Annotated in this window: 17 protein-coding genes and 1 riboswitch; of the genes, 10 read left to right on the top strand and 7 right to left on the bottom strand. The window is 45.1% G+C overall.

Translation table 11 applies throughout. The features are described 5' to 3' along the window. A partial coding sequence (locus ABSY64_RS07555; protein WP_349642465.1) for an NEAT domain-containing protein occupies positions 1 to 1,351 on the top strand: 1,351 nt, incomplete at its 5' end. A 76-nt stretch (positions 1,352 to 1,427) separates the two neighbouring features. Continuing rightward, positions 1,428 to 1,522, top strand: a riboswitch (THF riboswitch). Positions 1,523 to 1,557: 35 nt separating this feature from the next. Beyond that, a complete protein-coding gene (locus ABSY64_RS07550) occupies positions 1,558 to 2,112 on the top strand; it encodes a folate family ECF transporter S component (RefSeq protein ID WP_349642464.1) in 555 nt (184 codons plus the stop codon). A 16-nt stretch (positions 2,113 to 2,128) separates the two neighbouring features. On the opposite strand, the gene ABSY64_RS07545 is transcribed toward ABSY64_RS07550, so the two are convergent. The 3 genes from ABSY64_RS07545 to ABSY64_RS07535 form a co-directional block, all read right to left on the bottom strand. Continuing rightward, a complete protein-coding gene (locus tag ABSY64_RS07545) occupies positions 2,129 to 2,833 on the bottom strand; it encodes a DUF6198 family protein (protein ID WP_349642463.1) in 705 nt (234 codons plus the stop codon). A 93-nt stretch (positions 2,834 to 2,926) separates the two neighbouring features. Next, complete coding sequence (gene rlmD, locus ABSY64_RS07540) at positions 2,927 to 4,378, bottom strand: 23S rRNA (uracil(1939)-C(5))-methyltransferase RlmD (protein WP_349642462.1); 1,452 nt, start codon at positions 4,376 to 4,378, stop codon at positions 2,927 to 2,929. Positions 4,379 to 4,390: 12 nt separating this feature from the next. Beyond that, a complete protein-coding gene (locus ABSY64_RS07535) occupies positions 4,391 to 5,554 on the bottom strand; it encodes an AbrB/MazE/SpoVT family DNA-binding domain-containing protein (protein WP_349642461.1) in 1,164 nt (387 codons plus the stop codon). A 179-nt stretch (positions 5,555 to 5,733) separates the two neighbouring features. On the opposite strand from ABSY64_RS07535, the gene ABSY64_RS07530 reads away from it, so the two are divergent. From ABSY64_RS07530 to ABSY64_RS07520, 3 genes are all read left to right on the top strand, one after another. Further along, positions 5,734 to 6,018, top strand: coding sequence for a transcriptional regulator (locus tag ABSY64_RS07530; RefSeq protein WP_349642460.1), 285 nt, complete (start codon positions 5,734 to 5,736; stop codon positions 6,016 to 6,018). 7 nt (positions 6,019 to 6,025) lie between these two features. After that, positions 6,026 to 8,209, top strand: a complete 2,184-nt coding sequence (locus tag ABSY64_RS07525; protein ID WP_349642459.1) for an ATP-dependent Clp protease ATP-binding subunit — start codon at positions 6,026 to 6,028, stop codon at positions 8,207 to 8,209. 140 nt (positions 8,210 to 8,349) lie between these two features. Next, complete coding sequence (locus tag ABSY64_RS07520) at positions 8,350 to 9,510, top strand: hypothetical protein (protein ID WP_349642458.1); 1,161 nt, start codon at positions 8,350 to 8,352, stop codon at positions 9,508 to 9,510. A gap of 88 nt (positions 9,511 to 9,598) precedes the next feature. Here the strand turns inward: ABSY64_RS07520 and ABSY64_RS07515 are convergent, their stop codons facing one another. Both ABSY64_RS07515 and ABSY64_RS07510 read right to left on the bottom strand, forming a co-directional pair. Next, positions 9,599 to 10,468, bottom strand: a complete 870-nt coding sequence (locus ABSY64_RS07515; RefSeq protein ID WP_349642457.1) for a hypothetical protein — start codon at positions 10,466 to 10,468, stop codon at positions 9,599 to 9,601. 24 nt (positions 10,469 to 10,492) lie between these two features. Then, complete coding sequence (locus ABSY64_RS07510; RefSeq protein ID WP_349642456.1) at positions 10,493 to 10,657, bottom strand: hypothetical protein; 165 nt, start codon at positions 10,655 to 10,657, stop codon at positions 10,493 to 10,495. A gap of 151 nt (positions 10,658 to 10,808) precedes the next feature. On the opposite strand from ABSY64_RS07510, the gene ABSY64_RS07505 reads away from it, so the two are divergent. Next, positions 10,809 to 11,384, top strand: coding sequence for a hypothetical protein (locus ABSY64_RS07505; RefSeq protein ID WP_349642455.1), 576 nt, complete (start codon positions 10,809 to 10,811; stop codon positions 11,382 to 11,384). 17 nt (positions 11,385 to 11,401) lie between these two features. Here ABSY64_RS07505 and ABSY64_RS07500 read toward each other — a convergent pair whose 3' ends face one another. Both ABSY64_RS07500 and ABSY64_RS07495 read right to left on the bottom strand, forming a co-directional pair. Further along, positions 11,402 to 11,581 (bottom strand): hypothetical protein, encoded by a 180-nt coding sequence (locus ABSY64_RS07500; protein WP_349642454.1) that lies wholly within the window; start codon positions 11,579 to 11,581, stop codon positions 11,402 to 11,404. A gap of 356 nt (positions 11,582 to 11,937) precedes the next feature. Further along, positions 11,938 to 12,213, bottom strand: a complete 276-nt coding sequence (locus ABSY64_RS07495) for a GNAT family N-acetyltransferase (RefSeq protein ID WP_349642453.1) — start codon at positions 12,211 to 12,213, stop codon at positions 11,938 to 11,940. A 110-nt stretch (positions 12,214 to 12,323) separates the two neighbouring features. Here ABSY64_RS07495 and ABSY64_RS07490 point away from each other — a divergent pair, with 110 nt between their 5' ends. The 4 genes from ABSY64_RS07490 to cysS all read left to right on the top strand — a co-directional run bounded on the left by ABSY64_RS07490 (position 12,324) and on the right by cysS (position 17,289). Further along, the gene (locus tag ABSY64_RS07490) at positions 12,324 to 12,869 is read left to right on the top strand and encodes a dCTP deaminase/dUTPase family protein (protein ID WP_349642452.1); all 546 of its coding nucleotides are present in this window, start codon (positions 12,324 to 12,326) and stop codon (positions 12,867 to 12,869) included. After that, positions 12,869 to 14,236, top strand: coding sequence for a DNA repair protein RadA (gene radA, locus ABSY64_RS07485; protein WP_349642451.1), 1,368 nt, complete (start codon positions 12,869 to 12,871; stop codon positions 14,234 to 14,236). Before ABSY64_RS07490 ends, radA begins: the two co-directional genes overlap by 1 nt. A gap of 74 nt (positions 14,237 to 14,310) precedes the next feature. Continuing rightward, complete coding sequence (gene gltX, locus ABSY64_RS07480; protein WP_349642450.1) at positions 14,311 to 15,807, top strand: glutamate--tRNA ligase; 1,497 nt, start codon at positions 14,311 to 14,313, stop codon at positions 15,805 to 15,807. A gap of 66 nt (positions 15,808 to 15,873) precedes the next feature. After that, the gene (gene cysS / locus ABSY64_RS07475) at positions 15,874 to 17,289 is read left to right on the top strand and encodes a cysteine--tRNA ligase (RefSeq protein WP_349642449.1); all 1,416 of its coding nucleotides are present in this window, start codon (positions 15,874 to 15,876) and stop codon (positions 17,287 to 17,289) included. Positions 17,290 to 17,485 lie beyond the last annotated feature (196 nt).

The raw sequence follows: 17,485 nt of genomic DNA, 5'->3' as shown, positions 1-17,485 counted from the left end.
GGCTGCTTCAGAGTCAGCTTCAACTTCTGCATCGACTGTAAAGTCAGATTCAGAAAGTAAGTCAACTGCTGATTCAATTTCAGCCTCTGAATCAACTGCCAAGTCAGAATCTGAAAGCAAGGCTGCATCAGAATCAGCCTCAACTTCAGCATCGACTGTAAAGTCAGATTCAGAAAGTAAGTCAACTGCTGATTCAATTTCAGCCTCTGAATCAACTGCCAAGTCAGAATCAGAAAGCAAGGCCGCATCAGAGTCAGCTTCAACTTCTGCATCAACGGTTGCTTCACAGTCAACTGCCGCTTCACAAAGTGTTTCAAGCTCTGATTCAGCAGTCGAATCACAACTCGATTCAGAATCCGCTTCAGCTTCAATTGCTGCCAGCCAGATGGATTCAATTTCAGCTTCTGTTTCAACGGAACAAAGCCAAGAAGACAGTCAAAGTGATGCCGATTCAGCCTCAACTTCACGTTCAGACAGCGAATCTGCTTCAACTTCACTTTCAAAGCTTGGCTCAGCAGTAGATTCACAAAGTGTTTCATCATCAACTGTTTTGTCAAAGGTTGATAGTGTTTCAACTTCAGATTCAGAAAGTAACGCAGCCAAGGATGGTTCAGCTTCAAAGGCCGCATCAGAATCAACTTCAAGCTCGACTTCAAAGGCTGCCGCTGATTCAGAAAGCACTTCAGCATCAACGGCTAAGTCAACTTCTGACTCAGAAAGCAATGCAGCCAAGGATGGTTCAGCTTCAAAGGCTGCATCAGAGTCAACTTCAAGCTCAACTTCAAAGGCTGCCGCTGATTCAGAAAGCACTTCAGCATCAACTGCTAAGTCAACTTCAGTATCTGACAGCAAGGCCGCTGCCGATTCAACATCAGCATCTGCTTCAAAGGCTGCCTCAGAATCGAAGTCAGCTTCTGAATCAACTGCGCCTGCAAGCACTACGCCAACTTTTGACAACATGGCGGATGGCACTTATGATATCAACTTCAAGATGATCAAGTTGGATGACGACCAAAAGCCAACGAGTGAAACTTCTGTGATGGATGGTATGTTCTCAAAGCCAGCCAAGGCTGTTGTCAATGGTAGCAACGTAACGTTGACCTTCACTTTTGGTGGTTCTGGCTTCGGTTTGCCAGCAGCAACGCTTGACCAAATGGTTAAGGCCTGGACGTTTAACGATGTTGCTGCAACGCACAACACGACGGATCACTCATGGACTGTTACGATTCCTAAGGACAGCTTGAAGCAAAACGTTTACATGATGGTTGATTACTTCCAAACGGAACACGCCGACCTCGACGTTACTAGCTTTGTTAGCACCGCTGGTCAAACCATCGACGTTCCTAAGTAATTTATAATAAAAAGCCCTTCGGGGCTTTTTTGTTGCTCTTTTAGTGCTATACTTAAAAGGTCCTTGTGACAAAAATATAGGGGTAGATACCTGCGCGTTAAGTGCGATGGAAACGGAATGTGGGCCATCGACGAAGCAAGTTTGCGCGGTGCAGGTATCGCATTCACCAATCCACAGGTGAACACTCCATTAGGAGGTTCATATACATGAACATACGTGCAAAAAAATGGGTATTACCCAAGTTGGATACCCGCCAGTTGGTGCTCTTGGCCTTTTTGATGGCCTTGAGTTTGATTCTTGGACGCTTTGGGACTGTTAGTACCCAGTTTATCCAAGTCGGCTTTACCTTCGTTGCAACATCATTGATTGCGCGCTGGTACGGGCCGATTTGGGCCGTCTTAACCGCCAGCATCCTGGATGTTGTTAAGGTCATGTTGATGGGCGGGCAGTACTTCATCGGGTTTACCGTTACCGCTGCCGCAGCGGCCTTGATCTACGGTTGGGGCTATTATCGCGTCGACAAGATCTCTTGGTTGCGAGTGGCGATTACGGTTGCACTGGTGACCTTCATCGTTAACTTAGGTTTGAACACCATCAACCTGATCCTGATGTATCAGCCCGTTCATTCTTGGTCGAGTTTCTGGGCCTTTATCACGCCTCGTTTCATCAAGAACCTGACGGTTTATCCCATCCAGGTCCTGGTATCCTACTTTGTTCTGAATAATCCTGTGATTAATCGTTTAACAAAAGATATCTTTTAAGAGAAAAACAAGCCGCTCATTGCGGCTTGTTTTTTAGTTTATGAATTTTTTCGAGGTTACCGTGAACCAAATGAGGGAAGAGGCGCCGGTCGGTTTGACCAATAATGCGGCCCTGCAAGAAGAAGGAGAAGGCCGTTCCGATGTTAAGGGAAACCAGCTTGTGGCTGAAGAAGAAGGCAATCGCCGAAATTGAAATGGCAACGGCGAAGTTGCTCATCTGCGCCTTGCTGGCATTTCCGTGGAAGTACTTGAAACGAGTGATGTTGGTCAAGTCATCAATGGGATGCATGATGAAGTTAACGCGCTGGTAAATCGAAATTCCAACACCAACATTAACCACACCAATCAGGTCGAGAGGAATCCGCCACCAGAGTGATAGATGGGGCACGCCGAGGTGATTGAAAAGCGCGCTAAAGAGTCCCACTAGAAGGGAAAAGGAGAGGCCAAAGAAGACATTCCCGAATAGTCGACGTGGATCCCAGCGGCCGGCGATGAATTGGTTGGCAATGGCGACCGTTAAGGCAATCGCACCCAGGAAGACCCAAATCGGCTGATGAAAGAGCACTGCAAGGTTAGCTGCACCAGCGGTCCAGGGGGCCGATCCCATGTTGGTCGACACCGATAATCCGTTTCCAAAGGCGTTCAATAAAAGGGAAACCGTAAAGTAAAAAATAATCTGTTGTACTTTCAGTTCGTAAAATTGTCCGTCGCGGTAGTACATGCAAGCTCCTTTCAGCAATTGCTCTTATTATACCGTTTTGTCGTAAAAGCCGTAAGGCCTCAAGGGCAAAATAAAAAGCATCCGGGGATGCTTTTATCGTTTAACCAGTTTAACAACGCCTTCCCAACGTGGTGTCTGGGGGAACATGTCGATGGTTTGAATATAGTCGACTTTGTAAACCTTGGTGAGGTCAACCAAATCACGGGCCAAAGTCGAGGGATTACATGAAATGTAAACGAACTTATCCGGTTGACTCTTCAAGATGGCTTGGCGCAATCCTGAATCCAGTCCGGCACGGGGCGGATCAACAATTAAGGCCGTTGGATTCCAACCTTGGGCAGCCCACTGAGGTAAAACCTCTTCAGCGGCCCCGACTTCGTAGTGAACGTTGTCTAAGTCGTTGAGCTTGGCGTTGCGCTTCGCATCGGCCACGGCTTCAGGAATCGTTTCCATACCGCGAACTTCCTTAACCCGCATGGCAAGCGAAATGCCAAGGGTTCCGACACCTGCATAGGCATCGACCAAGCGGTCGTTTTTTTGTGGATTCAAGGCCTTGATGGCTTCCTCGTAGGTTACCAACATTTGCTCGTAGTTCAACTGCAAGAAGGCTCGGGGGGATAGCTCAAAGTTGAGTCCCAGCACTTCTTCGGGCAAGTAATCCTCACCCCAAAGTTTGATGGTAAAATCACCCCAAACGAGACTGGTCCGGCCGGGATTAATGTTTTGGAAAATTCCTTGAATTTCAGGAATTTCATTATGGATGGCTTCGATTAAAGCCTCTTCACCAGGGATTTCTTCCGTGTTGGTAATTAGCGTTAATTGTGCCTGCTGCGCCGTGTTGGAAGATCGCACCACAATGGTCTTGAGCACACCGCTATTCTTATCCTCGTTATAGATTGATACGGATAAGCGGTTCAAAATTTTAGCCACTTGGCGAACAATTTTCATCGTCAGGTGGTCCTGGGTATGAACTTCCGGTAAATCAATTAAGTCGTGACTGCCACGCTGAAACATACCCACCGCAAGTTCGCCGTGTAGTTTTCGAACCGGGAACTGGGCTTTATTACGGTAGTAGTAGGGTTCGTCCATCTCGATTGGCTTTTTGATGTCGTAATTTTGCCAACCACGGGGTTGAAACTTCTCCAGTGCCTGGCGAATCAAGTCCTGCTTGAAGGCTAGTTGCGCCGGGTAGGTTAAGTGCTCGAGTTCGAAGCCACCGACTAAGTCGGCAGCTGGATCGACGGGCTCAACTCGGTCAGGCGAGGGAGTTCGGATGGCGTTAACTTTGGCGGTTAAGTACTTATCATTAACTTCTAAAACCTTAGCCGTGACCACTTCACCAGGCAGGGCGCCAGGGATGAAAACGATTTTACGCTTGAAATACCCGATTCCTTCGCCATTGATACCGAGACGCTTAATCGTCAAGGGAAATTTCTGTCCAACGCGAACGTGGACTTCGTTATTTTGTCGCTTGCCCCGGTAAGGCCGTTTGTGATCCCTGTCCCGACTGTAGTTGGGACGTTTTTTGTCATATTCTTTTGGCATGTTTCCTCCTATTTATTGTAATTTCACGATGTAGGATTGCACATCGGTTTGGAAAAGCTTGTAAATGTTTTGCATCAAAAGTAGCAGCCAAGAAATTGCTAAAGCTAGCGCGATGATTTCAAAGGCGGTTAGGGATAGATAAGTAATGATGTAAAAGAGGGACATGGCAACTGCAAGGGCGCCCGCCGTCAAGTAAGTGAAAATCATGAATTCCTTGGTTGCCCGTGGCAGCAAGAACTTGATGCCCAGCATGGGAATCGCCGTGAAAAGAATCAAACTGTTGGCCACCGAGTCATGCAGGATGTGGAAGAGTCCAGGGTTGTTGGGGATGGCCCCAACGGCTGCCAGGCTCAGTGCATCCAGCGTTAAGAAAGTTCGTAGAACCATCAAACGCCAGTTGCCCCGGTAACGGTTTTGGATGGGCACGAAGAGGTAATCAACCAGGGTCACCCACAGAATTCCGGCAATAATCAGCGTGGCATTAAAATTCCAGGCGAACTCAGCTTTTTCCGTTCCCAGAAATGAGAAGTTATGCTGCCACCAGAGCAAACGACTGTTGGTCACCATGGAAACCAAGACACCACCGACAATCGTCAGAATCAGCACGCCCATGATAAAGGGTGTCGAAACCAACTGCGCCGCATAAATCATCAGGAAGTTCACCACGGAAACGAACATGAAAAAAAGGACGGTCGCCGTCAAGTGATCAAAGCTGGCCCCTTGGAAAAGATAGCCGATTGCCCAGAAAACACCCATGGTCATGAAGGCCTGAATAATAGCAAAGGCAATCAAGACTGTCGGCGTTAGTCGCCAATTCAGGCGGCGATCTTCAGCCGTTGCGCGGTTACGCGTGTGATTGATGTAGGTCCAGGAAAAACCAGCCATTCCCGAGATTTCACCGAGAACAATGACGGCCGTTGCAATCGAGTCCGGCCCCGTTAAATGAACTAAGCCCTCGTGCAAATACCAAGCCGCAATCACAAAGGCTGCTGTGGCAAGGATAGTAGGAACCAAGAACCAACGGATTGAAATATCTTCCTGCTGGGCAAAGGTTGTCGTCTTAGAAACGGTTAAACCCCGGTTTTTGACGGTGACTTCAAGTTCTTCCCCGCGTTTAAGTTTTAAATCGTTGACAACTTCTTGGGGAATTTGAAGCTGATAATTTTCTTGGCTCACAGAGGGCCTCCTGACTGGGATAAGCGTGTTTTCAAAAGAAAAACCTCTCTAATTCTAATAAAAAAATGAAAAAATAGATATAGCACACTTGCGTTATACCACATATGTGTTATACTAAGAATTGTTAGGAGGGCAAGAAATGAGAGTTAAAGAAATAACTTGGTTAGGCGGCCTGCAACATGGTTCGCTTTGATATCAAATCTTATTTAAGCGATAAGTCCTTAACGATTTATCGTGTGTCGAAGGATTCGGGTTATGGCTATACGACCATTCACCGTTCCTTCAATAAGGCTCAATCAACTTCAACCAGCCTAAACATTCGTGATTTGGATGCTTTGGCCCGTGCCCAACATATGCATATGTGGCAGGTCCTAAAGGAACTCGAAGCAAGTTACTTAGAACCAGGGCCGGGAGACCAAGCGGATGAAAATAACAATTTAAAGAATTTAAGTAATACGAGGTAATTAATTTATGGCTAACAATAACAATGGAATGTTCAACAACGATCCATTCGGATCAGACATGAATGACATTTTTAACAACATGATGGGTGGCATGAACGGTATGAATTCTGAAAACCGTCGCTACCTCATCAACGGACGCGAAGTCACTCCTGAAGAGTTTGCCCAATATCGTCAAACCGGTCAGTTGCCTGACGGCGCCCAAGCTGCAAGTAACACTGCTGGAAACGGCCGTGCTGCTGCACAACAACCAGGACAAGTAAAGCAAGATGGTATGCTTGCAAAGTTGGGACGTAACCTAACTGAGGAAGCTAAGAACCACATGCTTGATCCTGTTATCGGACGTAACAAGGAAATTCAAGAAACTGCTGAAATCTTGAGTCGTCGTATCAAGAACAACCCTGTTTTGGTCGGGGATGCCGGTGTTGGTAAGACGGCCGTCATCGAAGGTTTGGCTCAAGCTATCGTTAATGGCGATGTCCCTGCATCAATCCGCGACAAGCAGATTTACTCAATTGATATTTCCGCTTTGGAAGCCGGTACGCAGTACCGTGGTGCTTTCGAGGAAAACGTTCAAAAGTTGATCGATGAAGTCAAGAAGGCCGGAAACGTCATCTTGTTCTTCGATGAAATTCACCAAATCTTGGGTGCCGGTTCAACCGGTGGCGAAGATGGTGGAAAAGGTTTGGCTGACATTTTGAAGCCTGCCTTGTCTCGTGGTGAGTTGACCGTTATCGGTGCCACTACGCAAGACGAATACCGTAACACGATTATGAAGAACGCTGCCTTGGCACGTCGTTTCAACCAAGTTACGGTTAACGCCCCAAGTGCTGATGATACTTTCAAGATTTTGAAGGGTATCGCACCTTTGTACGAGAAGCACCACAACGTCAAGTTGCCTGATGACGTTTTGAAGGCAGCCGTGGATTACTCAGTTCAGTACATTCCACAGCGTTCGTTGCCTGATAAGGCCATCGATTTGATTGATATGACTGCTGCTCACTTGTCAGCACAAAATCCAGCTTCAAGTAAGGCTGAATTGGAAAACCGTTTGTCTGAATTGAAGCAAGAACAAGATCAGTCTGTTTCAAAGGAAGACTACGAAAAGGCTTTGAAGGTTAAGAACGAAATCAAGGACGTTCAAGGTAAGATTAAGGAAGCCGAGAAGGCTCAAAAGGTTACCGCAACGCCTGATGATATCGCCCAATCTGTTGAGCGTTTGACTGGTATTCCAGTTGCTCAAATGGGTGCTTCAGATATCGAACACTTGAAGACCATCGACAAGCGTTTGGCTGGTAAGGTTATCGGTCAAGACGAAGCCGTTGAAATGGTTGCTCGTGCCATCCGTCGTAACCGTGCGGGATTTGATGAAGGAAATCGTCCAATTGGATCATTCCTCTTCGTTGGACCTACCGGTGTTGGTAAGACCGAATTGGCAAAGCAATTAGCCTTGGACATGTTCGGAAGCAAGGACAACATTATCCGTTTGGATATGTCTGAATATTCTGACTTGACGGCCGTTTCAAAGTTGATTGGTGCTACTGCCGGATACGTTGGCTACGAAGATAACAGCAACACTTTGACTGAAAAGGTACGTCGTAACCCTTATTCAATCGTCCTCTTGGATGAAATTGAAAAGGCCAACCCACAAGTTTTGACTTTGCTTTTGCAGGTCATGGACGATGGTCGTTTGACTGATGGTCAAGGAAACACGGTTAACTTCAAGAACACTGTGATTATCGCAACTTCTAACGCCGGCTTTGGTAACAAGGACGACAAGAAGGATCAGGACTTGATGGACCGTTTGGCACCATACTTCCGTCCTGAATTCTTGAACCGTTTCAACGGTGTTGTTGAATTCTCTGCCTTGACTAAGGAAGACTTGAAGCAAATCGTTGACTTGATGTTGGACGACGTTAACAAGACCTTGGCCAAGAAGGATTTGACTTTGGAAGTTTCTGAAGACGTCAAGGATCACTTGATTGATGACGGTTACGATGAAGCGCTTGGAGCACGTCCATTGCGCCGTGTAATCGAACAGCAGATTCGTGATCAAGTCACTGACTTCTACTTGGATAACCCTGGCAAGAAGCACTTGGCTGCCAACTTGGTTGATGGTAAGGTTGTAATTTCTGAAATCATCGATGAAGGTAAGAAGGACAGCAAGAAGGCTGACGAAAAGTCTGATAAGTAATTGAAATAAAAAATCGCCTAGTAAGGCGATGGAAAACCCGCTGGATTTGGTTCTGGCGGTTTTTTTGTTGGTATTTCTATAAGTATTGGATGTCAGTTTGATAAGATTAGTTTAACGAGTGGCTACATAAGAGGTGTATTTTGTATAACCAATACTTATTGAATAAAAAACTAGAAGAGAGTTCAATTTCAGAGTTAAAAGAATATGTGAGTAAGCTTGAATTAAAACCTGTGAAAAATTCAGAACAACATTTTATTCTGACCTTAGAAGTTGATGGTAGAAGAGACATCGCTGCTAAAAAGCTAGACGAGGCGAATGAATATATTAAAAAAAATATACAAGATTCGCTCATCTTAACTAGTGAAAGCTCTAAATATTTTAATCAGCGTCTTTATCCACACATCAATGACATGGAAAGAAAACTTAGAAAGTTGCTCTACTTAGCCAATACAATTTCGGAGGGAGATGTTTTAATAGGACAAAGGTTAGAGAAAATGGATCTTGGAAAACTTTACCATTTTCTTTTTGAGAGTGCTTTTGTTAGTGATGTAAAGACGATAGTAAGAGAACTTTCAACTAAGGAAGAATTAACAAAAGCAGATGTTTTGTCACTGATCAATGAGGTTGATGATGTAGTGATATGGGATGAATTACTACCCAGTGAAGCAGTACCAACACTTAGGAACAATTTCCAGCAAGCTCAAAATTATCGAAATGACGTTATGCATGCGCATAACATTTCCTACAAAATGTTTAGAAGTGCTTTGAAACTATATAAAAACATTAATGCTGAGTTGGATTCTGAGTATGATGAACTCTTGACCTCCACAGACCATGTTAGTACTGATGCTAATAATATTATGTCTCGGGGCCTTGCCTCTATGGACGTGAATGCGTTGTTTAGAAGTTCAAATTCTGCGGTGGCCGCGGTACTGAAATCTAATTTGTCTGCCCTTACTAAAATTTCAGGTTCAAACATGCAGAATCCATATATTAAAAGTTTGCAAGCTAGTTTGAGGAGAATTGTTGATGCCAATAATTCTGCATATATGATGAATGAAAATGTAAAAAGGATGAGTGAAAACATAAAAAGAATGAGTGGCGTGCTTCCGGGATACAGCGAATACATTGCGAGCATGTTAAAACCGTTTAGTAATACAGACTTAGCCGATATATATCAATCTGCCTTGGATAGTTCTAAAGTGATAGATCAAGTGGAAGAATCAGATGATCTGGATGACTCTAATGGTCCCGTAAATATTGATCATTTGTTTGAAGATAATGATGATGGGGAGTATTGATGCTCATGTGTGCTAAATAGAACTTTAATCAATAAAAAAGCCTAGCAGTTGCTGGGCTTTTTTATTTCGGGTGTTCAGTTACTATTTGTTATTCAAGCGGACCAGCCACCCCGTCTTTGACCACAACTGTGGTAGAGTCAAACAGATAAGAGCCACTCCTGTTATCATTGGCGCCAATATCGAAATAATATCTACCATCAGGGAGATGGCTCTGATTGATTTTGTCGATTAAGAATTGTTGGAAATTCTTGGTTTCAAAATTCTTTTTGCGTGGGTCGCCGATCTCAACTGAAAGCGTGTAGTAATAGAAGTTGTTTGCCTTTAGTTCTTTAAGCGGGATGTCGTAGTAGCCGGCTGCGTATTGCTGCTTCTTCGAACCAGAACGATTTTTTCGAGCAATTTGATTAAGGTTAGTTAGCTGACTTTCTCTGTCTTGTTGGTCACCATAAACCCCGTCGGTACAGAAAGTTGGGTCCACCTTTTCAAGACTATATCGACCCTCATTGGAAATGTTTGTGAAGAACTTTTTTACTCGGTCCTTTTCCTTTTCAACTGCCGGTTGCTGGAGGGAGGCTGCCTTTAAAGGAATTAGAATCGATTTAACATCGCTGCCTAAATCGCCATCGTCTGAGCATCTAAAATCGACAGGAATTTTGATTTCAACGTTATCGTGTTTTTCCACGTAATCGAATGAAGCGTCAATTCCACCTTGCGAAAAGCCGGCATGCCGCGCGCGGAAGTTCTTGATTTTGCCAGTAAAATCTTCATCTTCAAGCTCGCTTGAAAGCTGGTTGATCATTTTGTGTCGGACGCCAAATTCAGCGCTTCCGCCAGTTACAGTTTTGATGTGGCTTAAACTAATAAGAACAGGAACAATGACGACTGCTAGTCCGATAATGATTAGTCGTTTTTTTCTTCTTTTCCGATTCTTGGCGTCAATTTTTTGTAGTTCTTCCATTTCACTTAGCATAATTTCTCACCATCACCCTTGTCCTTGGTACATCGCAAAGCCAAACATAAATACCAAAACCATTACTATAAAAACCGGAGCTCCCAGTATAAATATGATGGTGGCTATGATGCGGTTGATATTTCGCTTGCGATTCATCGCGTCGATTCCGTGGACTTCTCGTTCGTCGTTGGCCATAATTTCTCTCCCTGAAATTTAACTTTGTTTATATGTTATCAATTTTGATAGAAGTGCGTGTAAATTTTTAATTTTTACAATGTGGCATAACTGGTTCTTTTCATCGCTCAGCAAAGACGGTAGCCTAAAGGAAAAGCGATGGGGGATGTTGATGGGCAACAGCAAAAATTCAATTTATAATTTGAATGGCAAAGATGTGACTAAGGCTGAATTTGATGATTATCGGCGTGACCAGCAGATAAAAATGTTGGTTTTTATGCATTATGGCTATCTCCAAAAATGTCGGCGCACCGTCCGTGAACTCTACGAAAAAGAGCAGGTGTCGGAAGAAAAAATCAGTGAAAAAAGGATGATCAATTATCTGGATGGGCTCTTTGCTGATCTGACGGGAAGCTTGAAGGAACAGGGTGTGGAGTACGATGATCATTTCTTCGAGCTACGTAAATTCTTGATTGAAAAACACTTTGAGACTGGCCGCTCTTTACGGCGTGTTTTTGATGACGAAATCCGTAAACCGGTTGCCCATTATCGGGAAGAACATCCTGAAATTAAAGGAATTCTTACTTACAAATCTGGGGATAAAGTGTTTGTGCAGGATAACAAGTTTTCCGAATCGGCAAAAATGTATGGTCGGCTTGTTACTAAGGATGATCCCCGCACCAACGCCTACAAGCGTTTCTTTAGACTTCAGCTGCGACTGTATGCTCAGCAACATAAAAAAGCCTAGCGTTAGCTGGGCTTTTTTTATATTTCGTAATTTGCATCGACTCCGCCGTCATCGACTAAGGAAGCAATGCCATTTTTAACCGCAATACCGGTGTATTTAACATAGCCTTGAGAATTATCGTTGTCATCGGTGTCAATGTAGAACTTAATATTGTAATGGCCATCCGGTAATTGGTCTTGATTACATTTTTCAATCAAAAATTGGTCAAACTCATTTTTGTTGAAATGAGTTTTTTTACTGTTAGCTATTTTAATTTTGATTGCATAACTATATAAATCGTGCGCTTTTTGCTCGCTAAAGGGGATATTGTATTAGCCTGCCGCATTTTTGCTTTTCTGCGGATCTAATTTATTTTGCTGCACCCTGGTTCTTGGCTGTTTTCGTGCCCTTTTTTATTCGTTGGATACTTATACTTGAGAGAAACGAAGAGCACAAATATCGACACGTTTTCAAAATTTTAGCCATTGCAGTCGGCGTATTTGTATCTGGGCTGGTCGTAATCGGTCTCTATATAACACATTATTAAAAGCGCCCCCCCTCAGGAGAGCTTTTTTCATACCTGCACGTCCTGATATTTTTCCTGATAGCGGCGGAAGAGCACCACAGCATAACGACACTGTGGCTTAACTTTATAACCCTCTTCGCGCGCCAAATCAACAACAGCGTTGACCAAATCTTCGGCGACGTTGTGTCCGCGTAACGCCGGATCGACATAGGTGTGATCAATCGTGAAAATCTTGGGCTCTTCTTGAATTTTATAAGTAACCTCGGCCTGGAGCTTGCCGTCTGCTTCGGTAAAAAAGCGGCCTGTTTCGTGTTGAAATTGCATAAGCGCCTCCTTAAAACAGCCATTATAAACCATTCTGAAATTTTGTGGAAATCACGCTGGATAACGTATAATAGTCTGTAGCAATTATTCAAGAAAAAGAGGTAGGACACATGGCAGTTCGTGGATTTGAAGTGGTTTCCAAGTATCAAGAAGCAGGTTTGACTGTGCCGGAACGTAGCACGCACAATGCGGCGGGTTACGATTTCAAGGCCGCACAGGACATGGTTTTACCAAGCTTGGTTAACCAGCCATTTCTTAAAGAATTGAACATTTTTTCTTTGGGCAAAATTTCTGCCCTATTGGAAAAGCCTGAGGTCCGCGCCGCCCTCAAGCCAACCTTAATTCCAACTGGCATCAAGGCCTACATGCAACCGGGCGAATTCTTGCAGTTGGTTGCACGCTCATCAGCACCCATCAAAAAGCAAATCATGATGCCAAACGGTGTGGGGATTGTCGATGCTGATTACTATAATAATGAAGGTAACGAAGGTGAAATCTTCTTCCAGTACCTCAACTTCGGCTTGGAAGACGTGCACATCAAGAAGGGTGAACGCATCGGACAGGGCGTTTTCATGCCATACTTGCTTGCTGACCAGGACGAGGCGAGTGAAAAGACGACTCGTGTCGGTGGCTTCGGTTCAACTGGGGAGGCTTAATGGCCAAGGCGAAAACACAATTTATTTGTTCCAACTGTGGCTTCAACTCTGCCCGCTACCTAGGCCGCTGCCCGAACTGTGGCCAGTGGGGAACCTTTGTTGAAGAAATGATTCAACCGGAAAACACCAACCGCAAATCCCGTGTTGGCCTTGATGGACACACGGCTAAAGTTGAAAAAATTAGCGAAGTATCCCTGGAAAACACGCCTAAGGTTGCCACACAGCTAAAGGAGTTGAACCGGGTGCTTGGTGGTGGTGTGGTTGCCGGATCTTTAGTCCTAATTGGTGGTGATCCTGGAATTGGAAAGTCCACCTTGCTGCTGCAGGTTTCAGGACAGTTGGCTCATCATGGCAAAGTCCTCTACGTGACTGGCGAAGAAAGTGCCACCCAGGTTAAGATGCGCGCCGACCGCCTCGCTGTCGGTGGCGAAGACTTTTACCTTTATCCAGAAACGGATATGACCGCCATCAAAAAGCAGGCCGAAGAGCTAAAGCCTGATTTCATGGTAATTGACTCGGTTCAGACAATGCAGGAACCGGACCTATCTTCGGCGGTTGGTTCAGTTGCTCAAATTCGCGAAGTAACTGCTGATCTGATGCAATTGGCCAAAACCAATAACATTACCATTTTCATCGTGGGCCACGTTACTAAGGATGGCGCTCTTGCTGGTCCGAAGATTTTGGAACACATGGTCGATACGGTGCTCTATTTTGAAGGTGACCGTCACTACAAGTACCGAATTTTACGAGCCGTTAAGAACCGTTATGGCGCTACCAATGAGCTGGGAATCTTTGAAATGCGCGATCAAGGGCTTGTCGAAGTCGCCAATCCTTCTGAAATTTTCTTGGAGGAACGCCTCTCGGGAGCGAATGGTTCCGCTATTGTTGCTGCCTTGGAAGGCTCACGTCCTATCTTGGTCGAACTCCAAGCCTTAGTGACACCTTCCGTCTTTGGTAACGCTCAGCGCACGGCCACTGGTTTAGACCGCAATCGCGTTTCGTTAATTATGGCCGTTCTCGAAAAACGAGCGGGCCTCTTACTGCAAAATCAAGACGCTTATTTGAAGGCAGCCGGCGGCGTCAAGCTGGATGAACCCGCTATTGACCTAGCTGTCGCAATCGCCATTGCTTCCTCTTATAAGGAAAAAGAAACGCGGCCAAGCGATGTCTTTATTGGCGAAATCGGTTTGACGGGGGAAATTCGTTCCGTTGCCGATATCGAAAGTCGTTTGAAGGAAGCCCAAAAACTTGGTTTTAAGCGGGTCATTTTGCCACAAAACAATCTGACCGGTGCAACTGTACCAAAGGGAATTCAAGCAATCGGGGTCACGACGCTGAAAGAAGCGCTTCAGATTGCCCTAGGCTAAGCCTTATTTTTAAAAGCGATTGTTGTATACTATTAAATAGATATTTTATTAATTAATTGAGGAGATTCACTAACATGACAGACGACATTCGTGTTCGTTACGCACCTTCACCAACCGGATATTTGCACATTGGAAATGCCCGTACCGCCCTATTTAACTGGCTTTTTGCCCGCCATTACAACGGTACTTTTGTTATCCGAATTGAAGACACTGATGCGAGTCGTAATGTTGCTGATGGTGAAAAGTCTCAACTTGAAAACTTGAAGTGGCTTGGTTTGGACTGGGACGAATCTCCTGCAAATCCAGGGGAATATGGTCCTTACCGTCAATCAGAACGTAATGCGGACGGCATGTACCAACCATTCATTGATGATTTGTTGGAACGTGGCTTAGCTTACAAGTCTTACAAGACTTCCGAAGAATTGGAAGCTGAACGTGCTGCCCAAAAGGCAGCCAAGCAAGCTCCGCACTACGTTTACGAATACGCTGGTCTATCAAAGGAAGAGCGTGAAGCTAAGTATGCTGAATTCGAAGCCCAAGGCTTGAAGCCGGTTATTCGTTTCCGCGTTCCAGAAGACAAGACTTACGAATGGGACGACATCGTTAAGGGACCAATTAAGATTGGCGCTAAGGAAGTCGGTGGTGACTGGGTCATTCAGAAGGCTGATGGCATGCCAACTTACAACTTTGCCGTTGTTGTTGATGATCACTTGATGAAAATCAGCCATGTTTTGCGTGGGGATGATCACGTTTCCAATACACCCAAGCAAATGATGATTTACGAAGCTTTGGGCTGGGAAGCACCAAAGTTTGGCCACATGGCTTTGATTATCAATGCGGCGACGGGAAAGAAGCTGTCAAAACGTGATAACGATGTTTTGCAGTTCGTGGAACAGTACCGTGAATTGGGTTACCAACCAGAAGCAATGGATAACTTCATTGGCCTTTTGGGCTGGTCTCCTAAGGGCGAAGATGAAATCTTTAGCTTGGAACAATTCAAGCAAATGTTCGATGAAACTCGTTTGACTAAGGCAAACGCTAAGTTTGATCAAAAGAAGTTGGAATGGATTAACAACCAGTGGATGCGTCGCGACAAGGATCGCGTGATGCCACAGTTGATTCAAGAATTGGTCAAGGCCGGTTTCGTCACTGAAGACGAAGCTAAGGAAAAGAAAGACTGGTTGGCTCAAGTTATTGAGGTTGCCGGTGTTGACGGAATCTCTTACACCCGCCAAATCGTTGACTTGGTCCGCGAACCATTCTTCCAGTTGGGTGACATCAATCAAGAGATGCTTGATTACTTAACTTCTGACGATGGCCGTAAGGTCTACGCCGCTTGGAATAAGGCCTACCGTGCCTTGCCGGATGACGCAACTGCTGAAGATTACATGGCAGCCATCCGTAAGATTCAAAACGATTTGGAAATCAAGGGCCGCAACCTTTGGAACCCTATCCGTATCGCAACGACGCACCAGATTCAAGGACCTAACTTGCCAGAAATGCTCGTTTTGTTGAATAAGCAAACGGTTTTGGTAACGATGGATGCTGTTGCTGCAAAGTATTTGAACTAAACGAACTAACGCTAAGCTTGCTTAGCGTTTTTTGTTATAATAAAAACAATTTCAAAGGGGGATATTATGCTACAGACATACAACACTTATAGCCTAGAACAAGAAGAATTCCAGCCCCTCCAGGCCGGCCAGATTAAAATGTATGTCTGTGGTCCCACTGTCTACAACTACATTCATCTCGGCAACGCCCGTTCTGCCATCGCCTTCGATACCATCCGCCGCTACTTTGAATACGTCGGTTACAAAGTCAACTATGTTTCCAACTTTACCGACCTGGGCGACAAGATTTTAGCGCAGGGGGAAAAAGAAGGCTTGACGGAAGAACAAGTAGCCCAAAAGTATGAGGCTGCTTTCGATGAAGATACCGCCCAACTTAATATTAAGCCAGCCACTGTTCGCTCGAAGGCGACCGAAGTGATGCCCGAGATTGTGGACTACATCAAGAACTTAGTCGACCAAGGCTTAGCTTATGAATCCGAGGGAGATGTCTACTTCAGTGCGAAAAAGTCGCCTGATTACGGTCATCTTTCCCATCAAAATTTTGATGAATTGGAAGAGAATGCAGCCGGCCGTCTTGATCCTGTTGAAGCCAAGCGCAAGCAAGATCCAATCGATTTTGCTCTTTGGAAAGGTGAGCATCGTGAAGGCGTTAAGGCTTGGCCGTCACCATGGGGACCTGGCCGACCCGGCTGGCACATTGAATGCTCGGTCATGATCCAAAAGTATTTGGGTTCTGAAATCGACATTCACGGCGGTGGTATCGATCTCGCTTTTCCGCACCACACCAACGAAATTGCACAGTCAGAAGGACACAATCACGAACGGTTCGTCCGCTACTGGATGCACAACGGTTTCGTCAACGTCAACAACGAGAAGATGTCCAAGTCATTGGGTAACTTCACCACTGTACATGACCTTTTGGCAAATGGCGTTGACCCACAGGCTTTGCGCTATCTCCTGGGTAAAACCCATTACCGCCGACCTATTAATTATTCGATGGATACCCTGAATCAAGCCCAAATCGAATTGGACCGTATTCGCCGGGCTTACCAAGCACTCACCGAAGTGCAAGCTTCGGAAAAGGGCGAAGATTTGACCATCATTGGTCGCCTGGACGAAATGGAAACGCGCTTCCGTGAAGCCATGGATGATGATTTCAACACAGAAAATGCTTTAACAGTCGTTTTTGAATTAGTTAACTTGGTTAATCAGTATAGTAAAGAAGACAAGCAGCAAGAAACAGTTATAACTGCCTTGCAAAAGAAGATGACTGACTGGCTTGCTATCTTTGGTATCGTTGATTTACTTGGGCAAGACCAATTAAACGAAACGGAACAAGCGCTCTTTGACCAACGCGCAGAGGCGCGTGCTGCAAAAGATTTTGCCAAATCTGATCAACTTCGTGATCAGTTAGCTGACCTTGGGATCACGGTTCGTGATACTTCTCAAGGGCAGAAATGGGAGCGAAAACAGGCTTATTAAGGGGACGAAAGTAATTTCGTCCTTTTTTCTTTAAAAACCCCTTGCGCGCAGGGCGGTAAGCTGGTAGACTATTTATTGTTCTTGAGGGGGCCGAGGCAGCGACGAGCGAAAATAAAGCTTGTCAAAGCTCAGGCAATCTGCTAGAATAATTAAGTCGCACCGAGCGACGAACGCACATTGAAAACTGAACAAAACT

This window comes from Eupransor demetentiae, assembly GCF_963930865.1.
GTDB lineage: Bacteria > Bacillota > Bacilli > Lactobacillales > Lactobacillaceae > Eupransor > Eupransor demetentiae.
This window is presented reverse-complemented; position numbering and strand designations above follow the sequence as displayed.

What these genes read in the sequence shown, in the direction of transcription:
- ABSY64_RS07490 (WP_349642452.1), top strand. Translation starts at nt 12,324, where the DNA reads ATGGCAGTTCGTGGATTTGAAGTGGTTTCCAAGTATCAAGAAGCAGGT.
- ABSY64_RS07515 (WP_349642457.1), bottom strand. Translation starts at nt 10,468, where the DNA reads ATGGAAGAACTACAAAAAATTGACGCCAAGAATCGGAAAAGAAGAAAA.
- ABSY64_RS07545 (WP_349642463.1), bottom strand. Translation starts at nt 2,833, where the DNA reads ATGTACTACCGCGACGGACAATTTTACGAACTGAAAGTACAACAGATT.
- cysS (WP_349642449.1), top strand. Translation starts at nt 15,874, where the DNA reads ATGCTACAGACATACAACACTTATAGCCTAGAACAAGAAGAATTCCAG.
- ABSY64_RS07510 (WP_349642456.1), bottom strand. Translation starts at nt 10,657, where the DNA reads ATGGCCAACGACGAACGAGAAGTCCACGGAATCGACGCGATGAATCGC.
- ABSY64_RS07495 (WP_349642453.1), bottom strand. Translation starts at nt 12,213, where the DNA reads ATGCAATTTCAACACGAAACAGGCCGCTTTTTTACCGAAGCAGACGGC.
- ABSY64_RS07505 (WP_349642455.1), top strand. Translation starts at nt 10,809, where the DNA reads ATGGGCAACAGCAAAAATTCAATTTATAATTTGAATGGCAAAGATGTG.
- ABSY64_RS07525 (WP_349642459.1), top strand. Translation starts at nt 6,026, where the DNA reads ATGGCTAACAATAACAATGGAATGTTCAACAACGATCCATTCGGATCA.
- rlmD (WP_349642462.1), bottom strand. Translation starts at nt 4,378, where the DNA reads ATGCCAAAAGAATATGACAAAAAACGTCCCAACTACAGTCGGGACAGG.
- ABSY64_RS07530 (WP_349642460.1), top strand. Translation starts at nt 5,734, where the DNA reads ATGGTTCGCTTTGATATCAAATCTTATTTAAGCGATAAGTCCTTAACG.
- ABSY64_RS07550 (WP_349642464.1), top strand. Translation starts at nt 1,558, where the DNA reads ATGAACATACGTGCAAAAAAATGGGTATTACCCAAGTTGGATACCCGC.
- gltX (WP_349642450.1), top strand. Translation starts at nt 14,311, where the DNA reads ATGACAGACGACATTCGTGTTCGTTACGCACCTTCACCAACCGGATAT.
- radA (WP_349642451.1), top strand. Translation starts at nt 12,869, where the DNA reads ATGGCCAAGGCGAAAACACAATTTATTTGTTCCAACTGTGGCTTCAAC.